General features: G+C 70.4%; 20 protein-coding genes. 5 read left to right on the forward strand and 15 right to left on the reverse strand.

The genetic code is table 11. The features are described from left to right. Genes P0Y48_00675 through P0Y48_00685 form a run of 3 tightly spaced genes read left to right on the forward strand, consistent with a single transcriptional unit; the run spans nucleotide 1 to nucleotide 2836 of the window. Complete coding sequence (locus tag P0Y48_00675; GenBank protein ID WEK13758.1) at nucleotides 1–399, forward strand: cytidine deaminase; 399 nt, start codon at nucleotides 1–3, stop codon at nucleotides 397–399. After that, on the forward strand, nucleotides 396–1697 hold the full coding sequence (locus tag P0Y48_00680; protein WEK13759.1) for a thymidine phosphorylase: 1302 nt from the start codon (nucleotides 396–398) through the stop codon (nucleotides 1695–1697). The genes P0Y48_00675 and P0Y48_00680 overlap by 4 nt, the downstream gene beginning before the upstream one ends. Before the next feature lie 23 nt (nucleotides 1698–1720). Further along, complete coding sequence (locus P0Y48_00685) at nucleotides 1721–2836, forward strand: adenosine deaminase (protein WEK13760.1); 1116 nt, start codon at nucleotides 1721–1723, stop codon at nucleotides 2834–2836. Nucleotides 2837–2917: 81 nt separating this feature from the next. Here the strand turns inward: P0Y48_00685 and P0Y48_00690 are convergent, their stop codons facing one another. The 11 genes from P0Y48_00690 to P0Y48_00740 all read right to left on the reverse strand — a co-directional run bounded on the left by P0Y48_00690 (nucleotide 2918) and on the right by P0Y48_00740 (nucleotide 13844). Then, nucleotides 2918–3409: a hypothetical protein gene (locus P0Y48_00690; GenBank protein WEK13761.1), complete on the reverse strand. Its 492-nt coding sequence runs from the start codon at nucleotides 3407–3409 to the stop codon at nucleotides 2918–2920. A gap of 687 nt (nucleotides 3410–4096) precedes the next feature. Continuing rightward, complete coding sequence (locus tag P0Y48_00695) at nucleotides 4097–5050, reverse strand: NAD-dependent epimerase/dehydratase family protein (protein WEK13762.1); 954 nt, start codon at nucleotides 5048–5050, stop codon at nucleotides 4097–4099. Beyond that, the gene (locus P0Y48_00700) at nucleotides 5047–6030 is read right to left on the reverse strand and encodes a bile acid:sodium symporter family protein (protein WEK13763.1); all 984 of its coding nucleotides are present in this window, start codon (nucleotides 6028–6030) and stop codon (nucleotides 5047–5049) included. Before P0Y48_00700 ends, P0Y48_00695 begins: the two co-directional genes overlap by 4 nt. Then, a complete protein-coding gene (locus P0Y48_00705; protein ID WEK13764.1) occupies nucleotides 6027–7427 on the reverse strand; it encodes an NAD(P)/FAD-dependent oxidoreductase in 1401 nt (466 codons plus the stop codon). The genes P0Y48_00700 and P0Y48_00705 overlap by 4 nt, the downstream gene beginning before the upstream one ends. 33 nt (nucleotides 7428–7460) lie before the next feature. Continuing rightward, a complete protein-coding gene (locus tag P0Y48_00710) occupies nucleotides 7461–8228 on the reverse strand; it encodes an alpha/beta hydrolase (GenBank protein WEK13765.1) in 768 nt (255 codons plus the stop codon). After that, nucleotides 8225–9376, reverse strand: a complete 1152-nt coding sequence (locus tag P0Y48_00715; protein ID WEK13766.1) for a mannitol-1-phosphate 5-dehydrogenase — start codon at nucleotides 9374–9376, stop codon at nucleotides 8225–8227. Before P0Y48_00715 ends, P0Y48_00710 begins: the two co-directional genes overlap by 4 nt. After that, nucleotides 9376–9813, reverse strand: a complete 438-nt coding sequence (locus P0Y48_00720; GenBank protein WEK13767.1) for a PTS sugar transporter subunit IIA — start codon at nucleotides 9811–9813, stop codon at nucleotides 9376–9378. The genes P0Y48_00715 and P0Y48_00720 overlap by 1 nt, the downstream gene beginning before the upstream one ends. Nucleotides 9814–9899: 86 nt before the next feature. Further along, a complete protein-coding gene (locus P0Y48_00725; protein ID WEK13768.1) occupies nucleotides 9900–11513 on the reverse strand; it encodes a PTS mannitol transporter subunit IICB in 1614 nt (537 codons plus the stop codon). A 31-nt stretch (nucleotides 11514–11544) separates the two neighbouring features. After that, on the reverse strand, nucleotides 11545–13206 hold the full coding sequence (gene ptsP / locus P0Y48_00730) for a phosphoenolpyruvate--protein phosphotransferase (GenBank protein WEK13769.1): 1662 nt from the start codon (nucleotides 13204–13206) through the stop codon (nucleotides 11545–11547). Between the two features lie 24 nt (nucleotides 13207–13230). Next, nucleotides 13231–13503, reverse strand: a complete 273-nt coding sequence (locus P0Y48_00735; protein ID WEK13770.1) for an HPr family phosphocarrier protein — start codon at nucleotides 13501–13503, stop codon at nucleotides 13231–13233. Beyond that, nucleotides 13500–13844 (reverse strand): PTS sugar transporter, encoded by a 345-nt coding sequence (locus P0Y48_00740; GenBank protein ID WEK13771.1) that lies wholly within the window; start codon nucleotides 13842–13844, stop codon nucleotides 13500–13502. The genes P0Y48_00735 and P0Y48_00740 overlap by 4 nt, the downstream gene beginning before the upstream one ends. 118 nt (nucleotides 13845–13962) lie before the next feature. Here P0Y48_00740 and P0Y48_00745 point away from each other — a divergent pair, with 118 nt between their 5' ends. Continuing rightward, a complete protein-coding gene (locus P0Y48_00745; GenBank protein WEK13772.1) occupies nucleotides 13963–15891 on the forward strand; it encodes a PTS sugar transporter subunit IIA in 1929 nt (642 codons plus the stop codon). 3 nt (nucleotides 15892–15894) lie between these two features. Here the strand turns inward: P0Y48_00745 and P0Y48_00750 are convergent, their stop codons facing one another. The 3 genes from P0Y48_00750 to P0Y48_00760 form a co-directional block, all read right to left on the reverse strand. Continuing rightward, nucleotides 15895–16491: a GNAT family protein gene (locus P0Y48_00750; GenBank protein WEK13773.1), complete on the reverse strand. Its 597-nt coding sequence runs from the start codon at nucleotides 16489–16491 to the stop codon at nucleotides 15895–15897. Between the two features lie 72 nt (nucleotides 16492–16563). Beyond that, nucleotides 16564–18228, reverse strand: coding sequence for a phospho-sugar mutase (locus P0Y48_00755; GenBank protein ID WEK13774.1), 1665 nt, complete (start codon nucleotides 18226–18228; stop codon nucleotides 16564–16566). After that, nucleotides 18228–19061 carry a purine-nucleoside phosphorylase gene (locus P0Y48_00760; GenBank protein WEK13775.1) on the reverse strand — a complete coding sequence of 278 codons (834 nt, stop codon included), beginning with the start codon at nucleotides 19059–19061 and terminating at the stop codon, nucleotides 18228–18230. The genes P0Y48_00755 and P0Y48_00760 overlap by 1 nt, the downstream gene beginning before the upstream one ends. Before the next feature lie 91 nt (nucleotides 19062–19152). On the opposite strand from P0Y48_00760, the gene P0Y48_00765 reads away from it, so the two are divergent. Next, on the forward strand, nucleotides 19153–20622 hold the full coding sequence (locus P0Y48_00765) for an NAD(P)H-quinone dehydrogenase (GenBank protein WEK13776.1): 1470 nt from the start codon (nucleotides 19153–19155) through the stop codon (nucleotides 20620–20622). Between the two features lie 27 nt (nucleotides 20623–20649). Here the strand turns inward: P0Y48_00765 and P0Y48_00770 are convergent, their stop codons facing one another. Continuing rightward, on the reverse strand, nucleotides 20650–21159 hold the full coding sequence (locus P0Y48_00770) for a hypothetical protein (GenBank protein WEK13777.1): 510 nt from the start codon (nucleotides 21157–21159) through the stop codon (nucleotides 20650–20652). Between the last annotated feature and the right edge of the window lie 43 nt (nucleotides 21160–21202).

A 21202-nucleotide genomic window follows, 5' to 3' on the forward strand; every position in this document is an offset into this window, starting at 1 on the left:
GTGACCGACATCGATTGGGACCACCTGCGCGCGGTCGCCACCGACGCCATGGAACGCGCGTACGCGCCCTACTCCCGCTACCGGGTCGGCGCCGCCGCGCTCGTCAGCGACGGGCGGATCGTCTCCGGCTGCAACGTCGAGAACGCCTCCTACGGAGTGGGCCTGTGCGCCGAGTGCGCGCTGGTCGGTGACCTCCACATGAGCGGCGGCGGTCAGCTCGTCGCGTTCGTGTGCGTCAACAACGACGGCGAGACGATCATGCCGTGCGGTCGCTGCCGCCAGCTCCTCTACGAGTTCTCGCTCCCGGGGATGCTCCTGGAGACGGTCTCCGGCATCCGCACGATCGACGAGGTGCTGCCCGACGCGTTCGGACCGCGCGACCTGGAGGCCGCACGATGAGCGCCTCCTCGGCCGTCGAGCCGTTCGACGCCGTCGACGTCATCCGCACCAAGCGCGACGGCGGCGCCGTCCCCGACGACGCCCTGCGGTGGATGATCGACGCGTACACGCGCGAGTACGTCGCCGACGCCCAGATGGCCGCCTTCGCGATGGCCGTCCTGCTCAACGGCATGACGCGCGACGAGATCCGCGTCATGACGGATGCCATGATCGCCTCCGGCGAGCGGATGAGTTTCGCGGGTCTCGGGAAGCCGACCGTCGACAAGCACTCCACCGGCGGGGTCGGCGACAAGATCACCCTCCCGCTCGCGCCGCTCGTGGCATCCTTCGGCGTGGCCGTCCCGCAGCTGTCGGGACGCGGCCTGGGGCACACCGGCGGCACCCTCGACAAGCTCGAGGCCATCCCGGGCTGGCGCGCGGCCCTCTCCAACGACGAGATGTTCGCGCAGCTGCGCGACGTCGGCGCTGTCATCTGCGCCGCCGGCTCCGGACTCGCGCCCGCGGACAAGCGCCTCTACGCGCTCCGCGACGTGACGGGCACGGTCGAGGCGATCCCGCTCATCGCCTCGAGCATCATGTCCAAGAAGATCGCGGAGGGCACCGACTCGCTCGTCCTCGACGTCAAGTTCGGCTCCGGTGCCTTCATGCGCGATGTCGACAAGGCCCGCGAGCTCGCCCGCACCATGGTCGCCCTCGGCACCGACTCGGGCGTGGCGACCACCGCGCTCCTCACCGACATGAACACGCCCCTCGGCCTCGCGATCGGCAACGCGAACGAAGTGCGCGAGTCGGTGGAGGTGCTCGCCGGCGGCGGCCCCGCCGACATCGTCGAACTCACGGTCGCCCTGGCTCGCGAGATGCTGACCCTCGCCGGACAGCCCGACGCCGACGTCGAGGCGGCCCTCCGCGACGGGCGCGCGATGGACGCGTGGCGGCGCATGATCGTCGCGCAGGACGGCGACCCCGACGCCCCGATGCCCGAGCCGCGCGAGACCCACACCGTTGTCGCGGATGCCGACGGCGTCATCGACCGGATGGAGGCGCTGCCGTTCGGCGTCGCCGCCTGGCGTCTCGGCGCCGGCCGCGCCCGCGCGCAGGACCCCGTCATCCACGCCGCCGGCATCGACCTCCACGTCAAGCCCGGCGACGCCGTGCGCGCCGGCCAGCCCGTTTTCACGCTGTCGGCCGACGACCCCGACCGCTTCGCGCGCGCCCTCGAAGCCGTCGACGGCGCGTGGTCGATCGGGACCGAGGCGCCGGCATCCGGTCCGCTCGTCCTCGAACGCATCACCGCCTGAACCGCACCCATACCAGGAGAATCATGGCCATCGACCAGCACGGCGACGCGAAGCTGCAGGGCGTCTCGATCCGCTCGCTGCCCAAGGTGTCGCTCCACGACCACCTCGACGGCGCGCTGCGCCCGCAGACGATCATCGAACTCGCCGACGCGGCCGGAGTCGACGTGCCCGCCGACGCGGCCGACGACCTGGCCGACTGGTTCGAGCAGCAGAGCGACTCCGGTTCGCTCGTCGAGTACCTGAAGACGTTCGATCTGACGATCGCGGTCATGCAGACGCGAGACGGACTGCGCCGTGTCGCGAAGGAGTTCGTCGAAGACCTCGCCGCCGACGGCGTGATCTACGGCGAGGTGCGGTGGGCTCCCGAACAGCACCTGTCAGGCGGCCTGAGCCTCGAAGAGGTCGTCGAGGCCGTGCAGGAGGGTATCGAAGAGGGCGAGGATGCCGCCGAGTCGAACGGGCATGACATCCGCGTCGGGCAGCTGGTCACCGCCATGCGCCACACCGACCGGTCACTCGAGATCGCAGAGCTGGCCGTCGCCTTCCGCGGTCGCGGCGCGGTCGGGTTCGACATCGCCGGACCCGAGGACGGCTTCCCGCCGTCGAACCACCGTGCGGCGTTCGACTACCTGGCATCCCAGTTCTTCCCCGTGACGATCCATGCCGGCGAGGCGGCCGGTCTCGACTCGATCCGTTCGGCCCTCATCGACGGCCGCGCGTTGCGCCTCGGCCACGGCGTGCGGATCGCCGAGGACCTCGACGTCGTCTCGCAGAAGGGCGAGGAGACCTTCGTGACCTTCGGCGACCTGGCCCACTGGGTGCGCGACCGGGAGATTCCGCTCGAGCTGTCGCCCTCGTCGAACCTCCAGACCGGTGCCATCGCGCGCTGGGGGACCACGATGGAGGACCACCCGTTCGACCTCCTCTACCAGCTCGGGTTCTCCGTGACGGTGAACGTCGACAACCGCACGATGAGCCGCACGTCGCTGACGCGCGAACTCGCGCTGCTGGCCGGGACGTTCGACTACTCGCTCGAGGATCTCGAAGCGTTCCAGCTCAACGCCGCGGCGGGCGCATTCCTGTCGGTCGAGGAGCGCGAGGAGCTCATCGAGCTGATCGGCGACGGCTTCGACCGCTGAGTCGCTCGCAGGGTTCTGCGACCGCCGGCGCGGGTGCCTTCTCGCCGTCACAACTCCTGAAGAGTCCATCGCGAGGACGTGTCACCCTGCGAAAAACTCGGACGCCGGCGCGGTTGCGCGGGCGTCTTCGGTCGCGCTTCCGGAGTTGTGAAAGCCGACCGAGTGGCGCAACACGCGGCGGAACTGTTCTCCCAGCCACTCCGGCCGAAGAAAGACGTCTTCCGCCAGCACCCGAATGGTGGCGTATCCGCGGACGGCAGCGGCGAGGTCGCGACGTCGGTCGTTCGCGTGTGCTGCCCACCCGCCGTGGTACTGCGCGCTGTCGCACTCGACGATGAGCCAGCCGTCAACGAGCAGGTCTACCCGGCCCACACCCTCGATGAGTACCTGAAGTTCGACGTTGCAACCCAGCGCACGTAGCAGGAGACGCACGAGAGTCTCCGGGCCCGATTCGCTGCGGGGATCGAGAAGGTCGAGCAAGACCCTGTACCGGCGCGGAAGCAGGTCGAAGACTGCGCGGATGTCAGACTCTTCCACGAGGCGGAGATGCCACGCGCTATCGAGAGTGGCCACAGTGGCACGGGCTCCCTGGCATCGGACCGACTGGGCCAGGGCCTCTACGAGCGGAACGGTTGTCGCATCGGCGGGTGCGTGCGTCGGTCGCCAATGGCGCACGGTGTCACGTGAAGGCGGAGGTACACGACTCGCGTCCCGATCGAGTTGTACATGGGCGCCGTGCGTGTCGAGCACGAAGACACCGAGTCTCGCCAGCAGAGCCACGCAGTCGAGCTTGCCGCCGCACCGGATAGCCTCCACGACCTGAGGATGTGTGTCCGCCTCGAGATAGTGCCCCCGGCGAGGCCGCAAAAGCTCACCCGACCTCACTGCCCGAGCCAGCCCCGCCGGTGTCATTCCGGCGTTGAGGAGTTGCCACCGTCGGATGACGGCGACGGGCAATTCGGGCGGAGGAAATACGGTTCGCATCGGCCCACCGTGGACGTCAGCGACGCAGCAGAGTGCCCAATCTCAGGCGACGGTGGAGAATCTCGGTACTCGTGGCGGAGGGGAGGAGGTGTCATCGGGTCACAACTCCGGAATGGGTGAGGCCGCCTGGACCTCCGCGCCCTCGATCCGCGCCACCGCCCAACCGCTGCCCGGGCGCGAGGCTTCCATTCCGGAGTTACGTCGCGCCGCCAGCGGCACCCGCACCCGCCCGCACCCGGCGGCACGGCCCGTGCCAGCCCCCAGCGAGCCCGCGGCTCAGCGGCGGGCGACGCCGGGGTGGGTCGCCAGGTAGGCCTCGAACGCCTCACGAGAGGTCTTCGTCGGCGTGAAGCCGAAGCGCTCGACGAGTGCCTCATTGGCGAGCACCGGGCGGTAGCGCAGGAATCGGATGTGCTCCGGACCATGTGCGGTGAGCCGGGCGACGTGGCCGAGCCAGAGAGCGGATGCCAGGAGGCCGGCGGGCACGGTGAGCAGCGGCTTCCCGAGGCGATCGGCGATCTCCGACACGGTCATGCGTCCGTCGCCGGCGACGTTGTAGATGCCGGGCGGGCCGTCGGTGGCGGCACGGGCCATCGCCGCGGCGACATCGTCGACCCAGGCGAACACGAAGGGGGAGTCGGAGCCGCGGATCGCGAGGATGCGCGGACCGTCCCACAGGGCCGTGATCTGATTGCTCACGCCCGGTCCGAGGATCGTGCCGATCCGGAACACGACCTGTTCGAGTTCCGGATAGGTGGTGCGGTAGTCGGCCAGCATCTCCTCGACCAGCCGTTTGTGTCGCGAGTAGGGGAACTCGTCGTTGCCTCGAAGGGGGTCGTCCTCTCGCAGCCACTCCGGGTTGTCCGGGTGGTAGCCGTAGGCGGCGCCCGAAGAGGAGACGACGATTCTGCCGACTCCGACGGTGACGCACGCGGACAGCACGTTCTGCGTGCCGCGGACGTCGACGAGGAACTCGTGGGCGCGGTCGCCGCCGGTGTTGACGATCGCGGCGAGGTGCACCACGACGTCGATGCGGTGTTGCTGCAGCAGCGGAACGAGGGTGCCCGGGTCGGTGACGTCGTAGTGCTCGAAGCGCACGCCGCTGCGAGGTTCGGCGGGGTGGCGCACGTCCGCCGCGACGACGAGCTCGACGTCGTCGCGTGCGGCCAGGGCGGTCGCGACGTGCGACCCCAGGAACCCGGCCCCGCCGGTGATGAGCACGCGCGTCACGGCGATGCCTCCCCGACGTCGTGCGGCGGCGCCGCCTCGACCGTGCCGGCGTGACGCGTCGCATCGCCCCGCGCCGAACCGGTGCGGCGCTTCGTGTGCCGCGCCCAGAGGGCGGCGACGGCGAGCCCCGCGATGATGTCCCAGATGCCCCACCACCCGGCGACGATCGCCATTCCGCCGAGTCCGCCGAAGAAGGTGAACACGAGGCCGAGGCCGAGCCCGGCGTTGCGGATGCCGACCTCGAACGTCATCGCCTTCCGCTCGCGCGTGCCGAGGCCACCGATGGCGGCCGTGGTGTAGCCGATCGCGAGCGCCACCGCGTCGTGGATCGTGACGGCCAGCACGAGGATGCCGAGGAAGGCGACGAAGTACGTCCAGTTCCCCGCGAGCGCGGCGGCGATGAAACCGAGCAGCGCGAGCAGCGAGAACCACGTGACGGCGGGACGCAGCCGGGCGGCGAGCCTCGGCATCCGATGGCGCAGCGTGAGTCCGACGGCGAAGGGGACGCCGATGATGAGCACGATCTCGAGCAGCATCTGCCAGCCGTTGAGCGAGACGACGTTCAACAACTCCCGTGTGTCGGAGCGCAGCGAACCCCAGAACGAGACGGAGAAGGGGAGGGCGACGATGTAGAGCAGGTTGGAGACGGCCGTCATCGACACCGAAAGGGCGACGTTGCCGCCCGAGCGGTGGGTGAGGATCTGGGAGATGTTGCCGGGCGGGCAGCAGGCGACGAGGATCATGCCGAGTGCCATCGACGGGGTGACCGGCAGCACCAGCGTCAGCACGAACGTGACGGCGGGCAGCACCAGCAACTGGGCGATGATGGCGATCACCATGGGCCGGGGGCGTCGGGCGACGGCGCGGAAGTCGTCGAGGGTGACGTCGAGTGCGACGCCCAGCATGATGAGGGCCAGCACGATGTTGAGGATCGTGAGGGTGCCCGGCGCGAAGTTCAACGCGATGTCGTCGGGGTTCATGCCGCCGTCCTCCGCCGTCCGAGCCTGCGGATGCCGCGGCGACCGGTGGGCTCTTCGCCGCGGAGGGCGCGGGTCGCGTCGCGGACGGTGCGTCGGTAGACGTCCTTGTTGACGTAGTACGCCATCCGCTCGAGGCCCAGGTAGCGATAGCCGCCCGTCAGGTCGGGCCAGGGCGCGGTGACGCGGCGGCGGAACGCGGACGCGCGGTCGGGATGGTCGATCTCGGCGCGCAGGTACGCGGCGATGAGGTCGGCCTGTTCGTAGCGGCCTTGCCAGCCGAGTCCCGATGCTTCGACCATGCCCATGACGAACAGTCCGGAAAAGGTCGGCGGGAAGATCTGGAGGAACAGTCCCGGCGCCGGTCCGCTCCAGTGCAGCTCGGCCCGGTCGACGAAGGGGTAGTCGAGTCGGTAGCCGGTGGCGAGCAGCACCGTGTCGTAGTCGTCGGCGGTGCCGTCGCGGAAGTGGACGGTGTCGCCGTCGAGTCGCGCGATGTCGGCCCGCACACGCAGATCGCCCTGACCGAGGTGCTGGAGGACGAGCGTGTTCACGATGGGGTGCGACTCGTAGATCCGGTAGTGGGGCCGCGGGAAACCGAACCGCACGGGGTCGCCCGTGAACGCCCGCAGCACGCGCGTGTCGACGAACTGCTTGATCCGCCGGGGGAGGGGGCGTCCCTGGTTGAGGGTGTCGGAGGGGCGTCCGAACAGGTAGCGCGGCACGAAGTAGTACCCACGCCGCACGCTCAGATCGACGGATGCCGCGTGGTGCACGGCATCCACCGCGATGTCGCAGCCGGAGTTCCCGGCGCCGACGATGAGCACGCGGCGACCGGTCAGCTGGCGTCCGCTCCGGTAGGCGCTGGTGTGGAGGATCTCACCGGTGAACGTTCCGGGGAACTCGGGGATCTGCGGCTCGGCGAGCGTGCCGTTGGCGAGGATGACCCCCGTGTACCGCCGGGTCGACTCACCGTCGGGGCCGACGGCGGTCACGTGCCAGTCGCCGTCGTCGCCGCGCGAGACCCGGGTGACACGCGTGTCGAAACGGAAGAGCGACGTCAGCCCGAAGTGATCGGCGTAGTCACGGAAGTAGGCGAGGAGCTCTCGGTGGCCGGGGTAGTCGACGGTCGCAGACATCGGGAACTCGGCGAATTCCGTCGTCGTGCGCGAGGAGATCAGGTGGGCGGATTCGTAGACCGTCGAGCGCGGGTTGTCGATGTCCCAGAGCCCCCCGACACCGTGGGATGCCTCGAACCCCTCGATCGCGATGCCCTCGCGCTGGAGCGCACGCGCCGCGGCGAGCCCGGAGGGGCCGGCGCCGATGACGGCGTAGCGACGCTCCCGCATCCAGACTCCCTCGTGCCGGCATCCGCCGCGCATCGGGACTGAGGCGGGCATCTGGCCCGATGTTAGCCGGTGGACAGTCCCACGTCAGCCGACCCGCTCAGCGAAAACGGCGAAAGGCGTCGCGATCTCGCCCACCATGTCCTCCAGCGAGATGGTCGCCGTACCGTCGCCGTCTTGTGGGCCGTACGCTCCGAACGACGCGTGGCTGGCGCCGGCGATCTCGATGAGGGTGGCATCCGCGGGCAGGAGCGGGCGCGCGTCGGCGATCTTCTCCGGCGTCGAGAGGCCGTCTTCGCTTCCCGAGAGGCTCAGCACGGGCAGTCCGCTGTCGCTGAGGTCGGCGGCGCAGTACGACGCGAAGAGGGCGAGCCCGTCGGCGTCGCCGGCCAGGGAGCAGGCGCGCACGCCGCCGAGCGAGTGTCCGCCGACGATCCACGCGTCGACCTCGGGTGCGAGATCGGTGAACGACGAGAGCGGGCGGACGTCGAAGAACGCGAGGTTCAGCCAGGGCTTGGTGATCACGACGGTGACCCCGTCCTCGCGGACGATGCCGGCCAGCGTCGCGGCGTACGCCCACGGGTCGACCTTCGCCCCCGGGATGAAGACGAGCCCCACGTCGCCGTCGTTGTCGGCGGTCGCGGGGGAGTCCGCCGGCGACAGCACGATCCCCGGACCCGCGTCGGAGATGCGGATGCCGGGATCGGCGCGCACGTCGGCCAGCGGAGCCGGTTCTGCCTGGTAGACCCCGACCTGACTCCACACGACGACGCCGATGACGGCGGCGAGCACGAGCGCGCCGATGCTGCCGGCCACCCAGGCGAGGATGCGGCGACCGCGCCGGCGAGGGCTCACGCGAGTTCGGCTTGCCGCGTCGCGACGATCTCTCGCACCCGCGCCGACAGCGGATGGTCGGGTTCGAGGCCCGTGACGGAGGCGGTGAACTCCTTCGCCGTCTCCTCGCGGAGGCGGCGCTGCAGCTCGACCGACTGCTCGTCGTCGGCGTCGTCGAAGCGGAGGGCGGCGGCCATCGCGGCGACGAGGCCGTCGACGGGGAGGCCGCGTTCGGCGGCTTCGGCGGCCGGGCCGACGAAGCGCTCGTGGCGGGAGAGTTTCCGCAGCGGCTGCCGCCCGACGCGTCCGACGGTGTCGGGGAGGGCGGGGTTCGCGAAGCGGCGCAGGATGGTGGCCCGATACGCGGCGAGGTCGGCGGCATCCAGGCCGTGCTTGGCGACTAGCAGTGCCGAGGTCTCCTCCAGGGCGGCGGCGACGCGCGCGGCGATCGTCTCGTCGGCGAGAGCGTCGGAGATCTTCTCGACCCCCGCCTCGGCGCCGAAGTACGCGGTCGTGGCGTGTCCCGTGTTGACGGTGAAGAGCTTGCGCTCGATGTAGGGCGCGAGGTCGTCGACGAAGTGGGCGCCAGGGATGCCGGGAGGGTTCTCGCCGAAGGGGGGCGACTCGATCGCCCACTCGAAGAACGGCTCGACGGTCACATCGACCCCGGCATCCGCCGGCTGGGCCGGGACGATGCGGTCGACGGCCGTGTTGGCGAAGACCGCGCGGCCCTCCAGGGCGTCCCAGGCTTCGCCGGCCTGCGCCTTGATCTCTTCGCGCAGGAGGTCGGTCGCGTTGATGGCGTTCTCGCACGCCATGATCTGCAGGGGAGGGGCGGAGGGGTCGCGCAGGGCGAGCCCCGCGACGATCGGCGGGGCGACGAAGCGCAGGATCGTCGGTCCGACCGCCGTCGTCACGACGTTCGCGGTGGAGATCTCCTCCACGAGCTCGTCGGGCTGGGTGGCGCTGTTGATCGCCCGGAAACCGGTGACGACCTTGTCGACGCCGCCGTCGCCGACCTCGTGCACGGTGTAGGAGTCGACGGCGTTGATCGCGTCGACGAGGGGTGCGGCGACGTCGGAGAAGACCAGGTCGTACCCGCCCTCGTGGAGGAGGAGCCCCACGAACCCGCGGCCGATGTTGCCGGCGCCGAAGTGGACGGCCTTCATCAGGCGTTGACCGAGGCCAGCAGTCCGAAGAGCTCTTCGGGCGTCTGCGCCGCCTTCAGACGGGCGACCTCGTCCTCGTCGGAGAAGATCAGGGCGATCTGCGACAGGATCTCGAGGTGCTCGTCGCCCTTGCCGGCGATGCCGACGACGAAGGACACCGGGTTGCCGTCCCAATCGACGCCGCCGTCGTAGCGGACGAACGACAGCGCGGAGTCGAGGATCTCGTCCTTCGTCTCGTTCGTGCCGTGGGGGATCGCGAGCTCGTTTCCCATGTAGGTGGACACCGTCTCCTCGCGCTGCTTCATCGCATCGAAGTAGGCGCCCGTCACCGCACCGGCCGCCTGCAGGATGTCGGCCGCCTCCTTCATCGCCTCTTCACGGGTCGCCGACCCGTTGCGGATGCGGACCTGTCCGACGTTCAGGACTTCACGTGCCATGACATACCTCTCTTCGATGATTCTCAGCTTCGGGGCTGCGAGGCCGGGCGCATCGCGCAGCCCGGCCCCGCAGCGGTCTTCCGAGGTTACGCGTCGTGCTGGTCGACGACCAGCTTCACGACCTCGTCGTACTTCGGCGAGTTCATGAAGTTGTCGACCGACACGTGGAGCGCGCCGGGGTTCACGCCGCGAGCGCGGTCGGTGAGCTGCTGCTGCGTGATGATCAGGTCTTCGCTGCCGTCGAGGTTCGCGATCGCCTTGTTGGTGACCGCGACGTCTTCGACGCCCGCCTTCTTGATCTTGTTGCGCAGCACGCTCGCGCCCATGGCCGACGAACCCATGCCCGCGTCGCACGCGAAGACGATGTTCTTGACCGTCTTGTCGGTGAGCACACCGCCTTCCGCTGCCGCAGCAGTGCCGCCGCTCGCGCGCAGCGAGTCCATCGCTGCCGAGGACTTGCCCTTGTTGGCCTCGGTCTGTGCGATCGCGGCGCCGAACGTGTCGCCTTCGGCCGCGAGGTCGCGCTTGCGGGATGCCCGCAGGATGACTGCCGTGATGAGGAACGTCACCGTCGCCGAGAGGATCACCGAGAGATACACCACGAGCAGGTTGGGCACGCCCGCGCCGATCGCCGCGGCCGTCACCGCGATGATGCTCCCCGGAGCGGCAGGGAACTGGAGCCCGCCGTTGAAGAGCATGTTGGTCGTGACACCCGTCGCGCCACCGGCGATGAGAGCCAGGATCGTGGCGGGCTTGCTCAGCGCGTAGGGGAAGTAGATCTCGTGGATGCCACCCAGGAACTGGATGATCGCCGCGCCCGGGGCCGAGGCCTTGGCCTGTCCGACACCGAAGAACGTGAACGCGAGCAGCAGGCCGACACCGGGACCGGGGTTGGCCTCGATGAGGAACAGGATCGACTTTCCGGCCTCTTCCACCTGCTGGAGCGCCAGCGGGGTGAACACGCCGTGATTGATCGCGTTGTTCAGAAACAGCACCTTGGCCGGTTCGACGATGATCGACAAGAGCGGCAGCAGGCTCAACGAGACGAGCCAGTCGACGACGCCCCCGAGGAAGGCACTGATGCCGAGCATGATCGGGCCGAAGGCGAAGAACCCGACGATGGCCAGGATCATGCCGAGGATTCCGGCGGAGAAGTTGTTCACCAGCATCTCGAAGCCCGGCTTGATCTTGCCGTCCCAGATCTTGTCCATCCACTTGGTGATGAGAGCCGCGAGCGGGCCCATGATCATCGCGCCGAGGAACATCGGGATGTTCGTTCCCACGATGACACCCATCGTCGCGATCGTCGCGACGACCCCGCCACGTTCCCCGTAGACCATGCGGCCCGCGGTGTTGGCGATCAGGAGCGGCAGCAGGTAGGTGACCATCGGACCGACGAGACCGATGTACGCGGCGAAGTTGCCGGCGTCGCCCTCTGCCAGTGCCGTCGCGGCACCCTGCCAACCGATCGCTGCGGAGTCACCGCCGCCGCCGATGATCTCTGCGACGGGGAACCAATGCCAGCCGAACGGGCTGCGAGCACCGAAGAACCCGTCGGGGATGAAGAGCATCGTGATGAAGCCCCACGCGATGAAGGCCGCGATGTTCGGCATGATCATGCCGGACAGGAACGTGCCGAAGCGCTGGACTCCGACTCGTGCCTTACTGACCCCGGAGGTGGGGGTGGACGCCATTGTCATTGCAGGTTTCTCCTTCTTCGGGTGACCGCGCTCAGGCGGGGGATCCGGCCGCGGCCTGTGCCGCGGTTCGGGCGGATGCCGCATCGGATGCGGCGAGGGCGGCCGCGGCGATGCGCTCGGCATCCTCACGGCTGTACTGCAGGAGCGTCGCGCGGACGTCGGCCAGGGCCGTCGGCGCCATCGACAGGGTGGTGGCCCCGAGGCCGACCAGGACCACGGCCAGCAGCGGGTCTGCGGCGGCCTCGCCACAGATGCCGACGGGCTTGCCGTTGGCCTTCCCGCCGTCGCCGGTCGCCTTGATCAGCTGCAGCACCGCCGGGTGCCACGGGTCCTGGAAGCCCGCCACCGAGCCCAGCAGGCGGTCGGCGGCGAGGGTGTACTGCGTCAGGTCGTTCGTGCCGATCGACGCGAAGTCGGCGATCTCGAGCACCTTCCCGGCCAGGAGGGCGGACGAGGGGACCTCGACCATGACGCCGGCCGTCTTGATGCCGTACTCCTTGGCGAGTCCGACGAAGTACTCGGTCTCCTCGACGGTCGCGACCATCGGCGCCATGACCCACAGGTCGGCGTCGGTCGCGGCATCCGCCTGCGCGAGAGCGGTCAGCTGCTCGCGGAGGATGTCCTCGCTCGCTCGGAGCGCACGCAGGCCGCGCAGGCCCAGGGCGGGGTTCTCCTCGTGGGCGTCGTTGAGGAACGCGAGCGGCTTGTCGGCGCCGGCGTCGAGGGCGCGCACGACGACCTTCTTGCCCGGGAACGCCTGCAGTAGCTCCGTGTAGGCCTTCGTCTGCTCGTCGACGGTCGGGGCCTGCGTCGCGGAGAGGAAAAGGAACTCGGTGCGGAAGAGTCCGACACCCTCCGCGCCGAGCTCGACGGCCTCCGCCGCCCCGCCGGGCTTGCCGAGGTTGGCCAGCAGCGGCACGGCCGTGCCGTCCGATAGGGCGCCGGGCGTCAGCGGAGCGGATGCCGCGGCGGCACGCGCGTCGGCGCGGTTCTGGGCCTGGGCGAGCTCTTCGGATGTCGGCTGCGTCGTGACGATGCCCTTGGCGGCATCCACGATGACCGTCTCGCCGTCGGTGAGCGCTTTCGCGTCGGCCGCCCCGACGATCGCGACGATCGACTTCTCGCGGGCGAGGATCGCCGTGTGCGAGGTGGGTCCGCCGTCGGTGGTGACGAGGGCGAGCACCTTGTCGAGGTCGAGGAGGGCGGTGTCGGCCGGCGCGAGGTCCTTCGCGACGAGCACGAAGGGGTGGCCCGGGTCGGGGATGCCGGGGGCCGGCAACCCGCGCAGACGGGCGATGACGCGCTGGGCGACGTCGTCGAGGTCGGCGGCGCGCTCGCCGAGGTAGCCGCCCATAGCCGAGAGCATGTCGCGGAAGGTGGCGAAGGCGTCGTGCACGGCGAACTCGCCGGTCTTGCCGGCATCCACCCGCGTCGAGACCTCCTGGTCGAGCGTCGGGTCCTCGGCCATCATGGCTTGCGCTTCCAGCACCTCTCGGGCCAGGCCGCCCGCCTGCGTGCCGCGCTGCTCCAGCTCGCGGGCGACGGCGGCGACCGCTTCGCGTACGCGGGCGATCTCCTCGCCGGGCGTGAGGGTGCTGGGCTCATCGGCGGGCGCCGGAAGCGGTTCTGCCATCCGGGCGACGGGTCCCTGGGCAACGCCCAGTCCGATGCCGACTCCGCGCAGTTCGCTCATGGTGTGGATCTCCTCAGTGGTTCTTTACTCGTCGTGGTCGGTCGTCAACAGCTCGGCCAGGGTGTCGAGCACGATCTCGGCGCGCTCGCCTTCTGCGGTGAGCGTCAGGTAGTCGCCCTTCTCGGCGCCGAGCGCGATGATGCCGAGGATGCTCGCGGCATTGATCGGCGCACCCGAGCCCTTCGACACCGTCACCGGGATGCCGGCGTCCTTCACGGCCTGGGCGAAGAGCTTCGCGGGCCGCGCGTGAAGGCCGTGGGACGAGCCGATGCGGACGGTGCGGGACACAGCGGTCATGCGAGTTCCTCTCGGGGCGTGCGGGGGGCGTCCGTCGATGCGGACAGGGCTTCGTCGATCAGCGCGAGGGTGCGTGAGCCGTCGAGGTCCGTGAAGATGTCCGGCGGCAGCAGCACGACTCGGGTGCCGCGCGGAGCGGCGTCGCGCTGGATGCGCTCGAGGGCGTGCTGCAGGTGGGGACCGACGAGCACGATGTCTGCGGCATCCAGGTCGATCGGCAGCGATTGCTCGGTACCGGCCACCGCGCTGATGTCTCGACCGCGGTCATGTGCCGCATGTCGGACGCGCTGTGCCACGAACGTGCTCGACGCTCCAGCGCCGCACACCACGAGGATCCTCATCGATCCGCCTCCTTCGGCCCCATTCTTGTGAAAGCGCTGAGAGCGGACAACCACGCCTGTTTCCGCGGGGGCGGAAAGCGCACGGTCCGGTCCGGTGTGCGCATGGTTGACTGGACGGGTGAGCAGAGCCCGGCAGGATCGCGTCCTCGGACTGCTCGTGCGCTCGCCCGAGTGGACGACGGCGGCGGAACTGGCGGATGCCGTCGGGGTGACTCCGCGCAGCATCCGCTCCTACGTCACGGCGATCAACGCGCGGGTTCCCGACGGCCTCGCGATCGAGTCCGGCCCGCAGGGCTACCGTGCCGGGGTCGACGCCGCGGCCGCGCAGCGGGCCGGAGGCATCGAGGCGGGCACGCCCCGCGACCGGCTGCATCAGCTCATCCGCGCCGTGCTCGCCGCCCCCGACGGCATCGACGTCTTCGAGACGGCCGACCACTTCCACGTCAGCCCTGCGACGCTCGACGCCGACCTCGCCCGCGTGCGGGGGCTCCTCGGCGGCACCGACCTCGTACTGGAGCGCACGGCCTCGCGTGCGCGGCTGCGCGGCACCGAGATGGCTCAGCGCCGGCTCATCAGCCGGCTGGCACATGAAGAGACCGAAGACGGCGCGTTCGATCTGGAGGCGCTGCGTCGGGCGCTCGGGGAGGACTCGCTCGGTGCGGCTGCGTTCGGGCCGTTCAAGGCGGAGCTCGTCGCGGAGCTGACGGCGCTCGGGTACTTCGTCAACGAGTTCGGCATCGGCGACGTGATGATGCACGTCGCCATCGCCGCCGATCGCGTCGCCCGCGACCACGGGCTCGACGAGGCGAGCATCACGGAGGGCGGGGAGCCCGCCGCCCGCATCGAGGCGCTTATCGACCGCCTGAGCATCGCCCACCTGGGCGTGTCGTTCGGCACGGGCGACCTCCGCCACCTCGCTGCGCTCGTGCAGAGCCGCGTGGTCGCCCCGGGTGCTGCCGAGCCGGCCGACGTCATCCGGGAGCGATTGGATGCCGAGGTCGAGCGAGCCGTGAGAGATGTCGTCACGCGCGCCGCGGCGGAGTTCCAGGTCGACATCGACCACGAGGACTTCGTCCTGCGTCTGGCGCTGCACGTGCAGAACCTGCGCCAGCGGGCCCGGGAGCAGGCGTGGTCGCGCAATCCGCTCACGCGCTCCCTGAAGACGACCTACCCCATGATCTTCGAGGTGGCCGTGTTCATCTCGGACGGGCTGCGCGGGCTTCTGGGCATCGCGCTCATGGACGACGAGATCGCCTACATCGCGATGCACGTCGGCGGTCGTCTGGAACGCAGCCGCCGCGCCGGCGTGCTCCTGTCGGCGACCATCGTGTGCCCCGGATACTACGAGCTCCACGAGCTGCTGCAGTCGAGCATCGCCCGCTCGCTCGGGCAGGCGGTCACCGTCGTCGGGGTCGAGACGCGCGTCGATCCCGACTGGGCATCGATCGACACCGATCTCGTCCTCACCACGATCGATCCGCCGATCACCGGCGACCGCTTCGTCCGCATCCAGCCGTTCCTCACGGAGGCGGACGTGGAGCGCGTGCAGACCGCGGCGGGGCGCGTGCGGCGGGGGCGGCGGCTCGCGCGGCTGCGCGCCGAATTGGAGCGCTACTTCGACGCCGACGCCTTCGTGCACGGCCTCACCGCCGCCGAGAGCGAGGAAGCGGTCATCACCCGCCTGGGCGGGCTTCTCGTGCAGCAGGGCGTCATCGACGACGGCTACGTAAAGCGCACGCTCGAGCGGGAGCGCCTGTCGTCGACGGCGTTCACCGACGCGCTCGCGGTGCCGCACGCGCTGGGCATGACGGCCACCCGCACCGCGATCGCCGTCGGCATCGCCGACCCGTCGATCCCGTGGGGCGACGGACGCGTGCAGGTCGTCGCGATGGTCGCCTTCAGCGAGTCCGACCGCGCGGCCTTCCAGACCGTGTTCGAGCAGCTCGTCGAGGTGTTCAGCGAGCGGGAGAGCGTGCAGCGGATCGTCCGCCGGGGCACGACGTTCGGCGCGTTCCTCGACGAGCTGGTCGCAGTCGTCGACGGCTGACGGTCAGTCGCGCGCCGCCGCGTCCGCGTCGCCCGCCCCCAGCCGCGCCTCCAGGCCGAGCCGCACCGCCGGCCACTCGTGAGGGAGGATCGAGTAGACGACGGTGTCGCGCAGGCTCCCGTCGGGGCCGAGACGATGATTGCGCAGCACGCCGTCTTGACGAGCCCCGAGTCGTTCGATCGCGGCGCGAGACTGCCGGTTGTGCCAGTGGGTGCGGAACTCGACGGCGATCGCGTCGCACGCCTCGAACGCGTGCGTCAGCAGCAGCAGTTTGGCGGCGGTGTTGACCGCGGTGCGCTGCACGGACGCCGAGAGCCACGTGTAGCCGATCTCCACGTGGCGGTTCGCCTGGTCGATCTCGCAGAAGGTGGTCATGCCCACGGCGCGTCCGCCCGCGACGACCGCCCACGGGTTCATGCGACCGGCATCCCTCTCGGCTAGGCGGCGATCGATCTCGCCGCCGACCGACGCGGGCACCGAGGTGTACCAGGCGTACGCGAGGCCCTCGCGGGCCGCCGTGAGGTCGTCCACGTGCGCGGGGGCGAGGGGCTCCAGCCGCACGTGGTCGTTCTCGAGGGTCACGGGTTCGCTCAGCAGCACGACCCGAGCCTAGCCACACCGCCGCGCCCGGCGACGGTGTGGCTCGTCAGCTCTGCTCGTCAAACCTGATCGTCAAGCCTGCGCGGCGGCGATCAGCGCGCGGGTGCCCGCCTCCACCGATGCCAGTCGTGAGGTCGCGTCATCCCTCGAGGTGCCGCGCACGTCGAGGTAGGCCTTCAGCTTCGGCTCCGTTCCGCTCGGACGGACGATGACGCGCGATCCATCGGCGAGCCACACGCGAAGGACGTCGCCCGGCGGGAGTCCCTCGGCTCCCGACAGCAGGTCGTCGATGCGATCCACCGCGATGTCGCCGATCCGCGTCGGCGGAGCTGCGCGCAGGGCGCCCATGATGCGACCGATGAGCGCGAGGTCGTCGACCCGCACCGATACCTGCCCCGACGCGAAGTAGCCGAAGGTCTCGTCGAACTGCGTCATGACATCGGCGAGCGTCCGCCCCTGCTCGCGCGCCTCGGCGATCATGCCGAGGATGGCGACGGCCGCCGAGATGCCGTCCTTGTCGCGCACGGTCTGCGGGTTGACGAGGTAGCCCAGCGCCTCCTCGAAGCCGTAGACGATGCCGGGTGCGCGCGAGATCCACTTGAAGCCCGTGAGGGTAGCGTGGAAGTCGAGGCCGTAGTGCTCGGCCACGACCTGCAGGCCCGGTGACGACACGAGCGAGCAGGCGAGCGACCCGCCGGATGCCGTGCGCGCCGCACGCCAGCCGAGGAGCAGGCCGACCTCGTTGCCGGTGAGGCGGCGCCAGCCGTCCGGCGACGACGGGTCGGGGAGCGCGACGGCGAGCCGATCGGCATCCGGATCGCTCGCGATGATGAACTCGGCGCCGACCTCGCGTGCGGTCGCGTACGACAGGTCCATCGCCCCGGGTTCCTCCGGGTTGGGGAACGCTACGGTCGGGAATGCGCCGTCGGGTCGGATCTGCTCGGTCACGACGGTCGGCAGCGGATACCCGGCCGCGAGCAGGATCTTCTCCAGCGTCTCGTGACCGACGCCGTGCATCGCCGTGTAGACCCACGTCATCCCTGCCGCTCCCGCGGGCGCGGGGGCCACCGTCGCGGTCGCCGAGACGTACGCGTCGACGACGGACTCGTCCGCGATCTCGTACTCCCCTCGGGGGAGCGTGGAGATGTCGCCCTGGGCCGCCACTTCGAGGATGTGGGCGGCGATGCGGGCGTCGGCGGGGGAGACGATCTGGGAGCCGTCGTCGGAGCCGCCCAGGTACACCTTGTAGCCGTTGTCGTCGGGCGGGTTGTGCGAGGCGGTGACCATGACGCCCGCCGCGGCACCGAGGTGCCGGACGGCGAACGCGAGGACGGGCGTCGGGAGCAGCCGCGGCAGGAGCACGGCGCGCAGGCCCGCGCCGGCGAAGATCTCCGCGCTGTCGCGCGCGAAGACGTCGCTGTTGCGGCGACCGTCGTAGCCGACGACGATCAGGGGCGTCGGGTCGGCGGAGGTCTCGGCGACGTAGGCGGCGAGCCCCGCCGCGGCCTGCGTCACCAGCACCCGGTTCATCCGGTTGGAACCGGCTCCGAGGCGACCGCGCAGCCCGGCCGTGCCGAAGGCGAGGCGCGTCGAGAAGCGATCGTCGAGGTCGGCCAGCGCGTCGGCATCACCGGACTCCGCCGCATCGATGACACCGGTGAGCTCGGCGCGGGTGACCTCGTCGGGGTCTTGCGCGAGCCAGCGCCGCGCCGCCTCCAGCGTCGCCGACGCGGTCATCACAGCTCGCCGATCACGCGGGCCAGCAGCGCCGAGATCACCGGCTCGGCCTGCTGGCCGGCCTCGATGACCTCCTGGTGGCTCAGCGGAGTGGTCTGGATGCCGGCCGCCATGTTGGTGATGAGCGAGAACCCGAGGATCTCCATGCCGGCTTGACGGGCGGCGATGGCCTCCAACGCCGTGGACATGCCGACGATGTGGCCGCCGATGATCTTCGCCATCTGCACCTCCGCCGGCGTCTCGTACTGCGGGCCGCGGAACTGGCAGTAGACACCCTCGTCGAGGGTCGGATCGACGCGGCGGGCGAGGTCGCGCAGGCGCGTCGAGTACAGGTCGGTGAGGTCGATGAAGGTCGCGCCCTCGAGCGGGGAGTCGCCCGTGAGGTTGATGTGATCGCTGATGAGCACCGGGGTGCCCGGCTTCCACGAGCCCTTGATGCCGCCGGCGCCGTTGGTGAGCACCATCGTCTTCGCGCCCGTCGCGGCAGCGGTGCGCACACTGTGCACGACGCGGCGGACGCCGTGGTTCTCGTAGTAGTGCGTGCGGGCGCCGATGACGAGCACCCGCTTGCCCGAGGGCGTGAGGATGCTCCGCAGCGACCCCACGTGCCCGGCGAGGGCGGGTTTGCTGAACCCCGTCACCTCGGTGGCGGGGAGCGTCGCGGTCGTCTCGCCGATGAGGTCGGCGGCCTTGCCCCAGCCGCTTCCGAGCGTGAGGGCGATGCCGTGGCGCTCGACGCCGGTCAGCCGGGCGATGTCGGCGGCGGCCTGCGCGGCCACCTCGAACGGATCGGTGGCGGGGTCGTCGAGCGGGTGGTGGATCGTGTCGGACATGAAGCCCACTCTAGGAACCCCGACGCCCCGGTGCCAGGCGCGACAGCCGGGAGGGACGGAACGCGGCTCCGCCTTTGAGAGAATGGATGCCATGTCGTCCCTGAGCCTCCCGTCCGTGAGCTTCGAGCGCACCCAGTCCGTCGCCGTCCTCGGCGGTGGCCCCGGAGGCTACGAGGCGGCGCTCGCCGCCGCGCAGCTCGGCGCAGAAGTGACTCTCGTCGAACGGGCCGGCGTCGGCGGAGCCGCCGTCATCACCGACGTCGTGCCGTCCAAGAGCCTCATCGCCACGGCCGATGCCGCCGTCGCGATCTCCGAGGCATCCGACCTGGGTGTGCAGCTGTTCGCGAAGACCGACACGGGCAAGCCGCTCAAGCCCGAGGTCGCGATCAACCTCGCCGCGGTCAACAAGCGTCTCCTCTCCCTCGCTCGCCAGCAGTCCGACGACATGCGCGCCCACCTCGTGGAGGCCGGTGTCCGGATCGTGTCGGGGCACGGGCGCCTCGACGGCACGCATGCCGTGGTCGTGTCGACGGGTCCGGGCGGCACCGACTTCGACCGCATCGAGGCCGACACGCTCGTCGTGTCCGTCGGAGCCTCCCCGCGCGAGCTCGACAGCGCCAAGCCCGACGGTGAGCGCATCCTCACGTGGACGCAGCTGTACGACATGAAGTCACTTCCCGAGCACCTCATCGTCGTCGGGTCGGGCGTCACGGGCGCCGAGTTCGCCTCGGCCTACATGAACCTCGGCGCGAAGGTGACGCTCATCTCCAGTCGCGACCAGGTGCTCCCCGGTGAAGACCGCGACGCCGCCACGGTGCTGGAGAAGGTGTTCAAGCGCGGCGGCATGACGGTGCTTTCGAAGTCGCGCGCCGATCGGGTGGAGCGCGTCGGCGACGGCGTCGTCGTGACGCTCTCCGACGGGCGCACCGTCGAGGGGAGCCACTGTCTGATGGCGGTCGGGTCGATCCCCAACACGGCGGGCATCGGTCTGGAGGATGCCGGTGTGCAGCTCACCGACTCGGGCCACATCCGGGTGAACCGGGTGGCGCGCACCTCGGTGCCGAACATCTATGCGGCCGGTGACTGCACGACGTTCGTGCCCCTGGCATCCGTCGCCTCGATGCAGGGACGCACCGCGATCTTCCATGCGCTGGGCGACACCGTGATTCCGTTGGAGCGTCGGCGCATCACGGCCAACATCTTCACGGCACCCGAGATCGCCACGGTCGGCCGCCAGGAGAAGGACGTCGAGTCCGGCGCGATCAACGGCTACGTCTACAAGCTGCCGCTCGCCGCCAACGCGCGCGCGAAGATGATGGGCATCAAGGACGGCTTCGTGAAGATCATCGCGCGGGAGGGTTCGGGCACCGTCATCGGCGGCGTCATCGTCGGCCCGCGCGCGTCGGAGCTCATCTATCCGATCGCGATCGCGGTCGAGCGGCGCATGACCGTCGACCAGGTCTCGCGCGTGTTCGCGGTGTTCCCGTCGCTGTCGGGCTCGATCACCGATGCGACGCGCGCGATGCACCTCGTCAACCGCGACGACGACTTCTTCGGCTGAGCCGGTACGCCCACTCGGGCGCGCGCGTCAGTCGTTGCTGATCGTGAGCCCCTGCATCACCCGCACGTACGCGTAGGTGGCGGTGTCGCCGCGCGCTTCGATGAGCACCGACGAGCCCGGTTTCCCGCCGAGGTCGATCTCGTGCATCTTCTCGTCGCACGGGATCTCGCCGCTGTACGAGTCGGACTGCTGTGCGTCGCCGTCGACCGTGAACACGGTGACGGCGGCGTCGATGCTGCCTCCGCCGAAGCACGCCGCGTCGGCGCGGGTGAGGTTCGCCTCCGAGGCGAAGTCGAGTCGGATGCTGCCGGCGGGGTCGCCGTCGTCGTCCGTCTCGTCCGGAGTGCCGGGCTCCACGAGGAGGGTCGCGGTGCCCGCCGCCCCCGGGCCGTCGGACTCGTCGGCCTGGACGCCCTCGACCCATTCGCGGGCCGCGTCGAGGTCGACGCTGGGAGCGGCCGGCGCGCAGGCGGCCAGGAGCAGCCCCGCGCCGACGGCGACGACGACGGAGGTCGTGCGGGGGAGGAGGCGTCTCATGCCCCCACGGTAACCCGCGGCGGGCGTTGTGTCAGGAGGACGC

This window comes from Candidatus Microbacterium phytovorans, from assembly GCA_029202445.1.
In the GTDB taxonomy this organism is placed as follows: domain Bacteria; phylum Actinomycetota; class Actinomycetes; order Actinomycetales; family Microbacteriaceae; genus Microbacterium; species Microbacterium phytovorans.